Genomic DNA, 3,434 nt, shown 5'->3' with positions numbered 1-3,434 from the left:
GCGTTCCCGGTGGCGATCCTGTCCGGGCTTGCCTTCGGCACATTGAGCGGCATCGTCCATGTCAAGCTGCGCGTGCCGTCCTTCGTGGCGACGCTCGCCACCGGCGGCGTCGTCACCGGCCTGGCGCTCTGGGTCTCCAACGGTCGCGCCATCACCATCGAGGAAGCGGGCCGCGAAAACACCGCCTGGATCAACGCCACGGTCGCCGGGGTGCCGGTGGTGGTGCTGATCTCGGCGGTCATCGGCATCGCCGCCTTTCTGGCGCTACGCTACACGCGCTTTGGCCGCCAGGCGATTGCCGTCGGCGCCGGCGAACCGGCCGCCTGGGCGGCGGGCATCAATGTCGACCGCACCAAGATCATCGCCTTCGCCGCTTCAGGCATGCTGGCGGCTGTCGCCGGCGTGGTGCTGGCGGCAAGACTGTCGAGCGGCTCGCCGGTGCTTGCCAATCAATTGCTCTTGCCGGCCATCGCCGCCGTCATTGTCGGCGGCACCGCCATCACCGGCGGACTGGGCGGCGTGGCGCGGACCGCGGTCGGCGCGCTGATCATCTCGATCGTGCGCATCGGCATGACCTTCGTCGGCGTCAATATTTTCCTGGAAAACATGGTGTTCGGCGCGGTACTCATCGCCGCCGTCGCCATCACCATCGACCGCAGCAAGATCGCGGTCATCAAGTGACAGCTCGATCCGCACCGCCTCCCAAGCCAGCGCGGACAGGACGGGGTCGCATCACAAGCCCGATGCGACCCCGCTTGGTCAGATCACATCGTGTCGAGGCCGATCAGCTCGATCTTGTAGCCGTCCGGGTCTTCGACGAAAGCAATATGGGTGGTGCCATGCTGCATCGGTCCGGGCTTGCGCGGGATCTTGGCGCCGCGCTTTTCGAGTTCGGCGCAGACGGCGTAGATGTCGTTGACGCCGAGCGCCAGGTGGCCGAAGCCGGTGCCGATCTCGTAGGGCTCTTCCCTGCCCCAGTTCAGCGTCAGCTCGACGACGGCCTCCTTGTCCTCCGGCCCATAGCCGACAAAGGCGTTGGTGAACTTGCCGCCGGGATAGTCGTCGCGGCGCAGCAATGTCATGCCGAGAACCTCGGTGTAGAAGGCGATCGACTTGTCGAGGTCGAGCACCCTGATCATGGTGTGCATATAGCGAAAGCCCGGGGCGTCGCTCATTGGGTAAGTCCTCCGAATTGGGTGATTTGCGGGTCTGACCATCCACATCAAACGGCGGGTCGGGACGTGGCCTCACTTGATGTTCTAAATCAGGGTTGTATGATAACACGACAAGAACGGTGGTTGTCCAGTCGTTTTTCCCAGGGGTCCAGAGTCCATTCATGAATGCCGTGCCGCCCACCTCCGCATCGCTGATCGCTGCCCTGGCCGGCGTGCTGCCGAATGGTGGGCTGCTGACCGCGGATGAGGATCTGGCGCGCTACAGCCGCGACTGGTCGGGCGACCATTTCGGCCGCCCGCTGGCGGTGGCGCGTCCGGCCTCGGTCGAGGAGATGTCGGCGCTGATGCGGCACTGCCATGCCGAACGCATCCCCGTCGTGCCGCAAGGCGGCCTGACCGGCCTCGTCGGTGCGGCGGTGGCGGCGGATGGCGGCGAGATCGTCATCTCGCTGGAGCGCATGAACCGGATCCGCTCGATCAGCCCGATCGACTTCGCCATGGTGGTCGAGGCCGGCTGCATCCTCGAGGAGGCCAAGCGCGCCGCCGAGGAGAGCGACTGCCTGCTGCCGATCACCTTCGGCGCGCAAGGCAGCTGCCGCATCGGCGGCAATGTCGCCACCAATGCCGGCGGCTTCAACGTGCTGCGCTACGGCATGACGCGCGACCTGGTGCTCGGGCTCGAAGTGGTACTGGCCGACGGCCGCATCTGGAACGGGCTGAAGGTGCTGCGCAAGGACAATCGCGGCTACGACCTCAAGCAGGTCTTCATCGGCTCGGAAGGCACGCTCGGCATCGTCACCGCTGCCGCGCTGAAGCTGTTCCCCAAGCCGACGCAGATCGAGACCGCGTTGGTGGGCTTGCGCTCGGTCGAGGACGCGATGGCGCTCTATGCGCGGGCGCGGCGCGACTGCAGCGACCTGCTGACCGCGTTCGAACTGATCCTGCGCGGCGGCATCGAGATCACCATGCGCGAGGGCAAGGATTTTGCCGATCCGCTCAACAAGCCCTACCCGGCCTATGTGCTGATCGAGGTGTCCTCCGGCGGGCTGATCGACCTCTCCGCCATGCTTCTCGGTTTTCTCGGCGGCGTCGCCGATATCGTCGAGGATGGCATCGTCGCTTCGACGCGGGCTCAGGCCGAGCGGCTGTGGCTCTATCGTGAGATCATGGTCGAGCGGCAGGGCCGCGGCGGCCGCTACCTGCGCACCGACGTTTCGGTGCCGATCTCGAAGCTCGCCGATTTCGTCACCGACGCGCTGTTCGAATTGCAGCGGGCGCGCCCGGATGCGCTGGCCGTCACCTACGGCCATGTCGGCGACGGCAACATCCATCTCAATGTGGTGCCGCCGGAAGGCATGGGCGCTGAAGCGATCGAGCATCTGTTCGAGCAGGCCGAGGCGGAGATCTTTGCCGTCGTCGACCGCTATGGCGGCTCGATCAGCGCCGAGCACGGCATCGGACGGGTCAAGCAGAAGGCGTTTCTCGAACGGATCGATCCGGTGACGCTCGACCTTGCTGCAGGCATCAAGGAGGCATTCGATCCGCGCCATATCCTGAGCAACGGCCGCATTCTGGCGTCCGCATCCGCCGTCGACTATAGGTGAGCGATGACGCTGAAACTCGACAAGGTCAATCGCGGTCCGCATCTCTCCACCCTGGTGGCGAGTTCCATCTCGCGCGAGATCGCGCAGGGGCGCCTCAAGCCCGGCGACCAGCTGCCGACCGAGCAGGCGCTGGCGACGACCTTCGGCGTCAGCCGCAACGTGGTGCGCGAGGCGATCGCAAGGTTGCGCTCGGAAGGCCGCATCTGGTCGCAGCAGGGGCGCGGCGCCTTCGTGGTGGAGGGCAACAACCCAACGGTGCTGACCATAGACTATGAGGCGCTGCAGCGCGCCGACTCGTTCCGAAATCTGTTCGAACTGCGCGGCATCCTCGAGGTGCAGGCGGCGGCCTTTGCCGCAAGGCGCCGCACCGAGGCCGATCTCACCGCGATGGACGATGCGCTGGCCGGCATGCGTGCGGCACCCTATGGCAGCGTCGCCTGGCTGCGCAGCGACCTTGAGTTCCACCGCACCGTCGCCGAGGCGACGCGCAACGGCTACATGGGCCAGTTCCTCGGCTTCGTTTCCGAGCGTGTTCGAGAAAGCATCCTCGCCGCCGGCAACCAGCAGAAATCGGACGACATGGCCCGCATCACGCTCGGCGAACACGGGCGCATCCTGTCCGCTATCCGTGCCGGCGATGTGGAGGGTGCGCAAG

Annotated in this window: 4 protein-coding genes; 3 read left to right on the top strand and 1 reads right to left on the bottom strand. The window is 66.0% G+C overall.

The features are described 5' to 3' along the window. Window positions 1–681 (top strand): ABC transporter permease (locus tag EN879_RS28675; RefSeq protein ID WP_164774631.1); only part of this gene is annotated, 681 nt, incomplete at its 5' end. An 83-nt stretch (window positions 682–764) separates the two neighbouring features. Here the strand turns inward: EN879_RS28675 and gloA are convergent. Further along, the gene (gene gloA / locus EN879_RS28670; RefSeq protein WP_019856614.1) at window positions 765–1,175 is read right to left on the bottom strand and encodes a lactoylglutathione lyase; all 411 of its coding nucleotides are present in this window, start codon (window positions 1,173–1,175) and stop codon (window positions 765–767) included. 161 nt (window positions 1,176–1,336) lie between these two features. Between gloA and EN879_RS28665 the strand changes: the two genes are divergently transcribed. Both EN879_RS28665 and EN879_RS28660 read left to right on the top strand, forming a co-directional pair. Next, window positions 1,337–2,779, top strand: a complete 1,443-nt coding sequence (locus EN879_RS28665) for an FAD-binding oxidoreductase (RefSeq protein WP_063170666.1) — start codon at window positions 1,337–1,339, stop codon at window positions 2,777–2,779. Between the two features lie 3 nt (window positions 2,780–2,782). Further along, window positions 2,783–3,434, top strand: a 652-nt coding sequence (locus tag EN879_RS28660; protein WP_164774630.1) for a FadR/GntR family transcriptional regulator, incomplete at its 3' end; no start/stop codon positions are given.

The organism is Mesorhizobium sp. M7A.F.Ca.AU.002.02.1.1 (genome assembly GCF_003998535.1).
In the GTDB taxonomy this organism is placed as follows: domain Bacteria; phylum Pseudomonadota; class Alphaproteobacteria; order Rhizobiales; family Rhizobiaceae; genus Mesorhizobium; species Mesorhizobium ciceri.
Note: the sequence above shows the minus strand (reverse complement) of the source record. Positions and strands in the feature narration are given on the sequence as shown.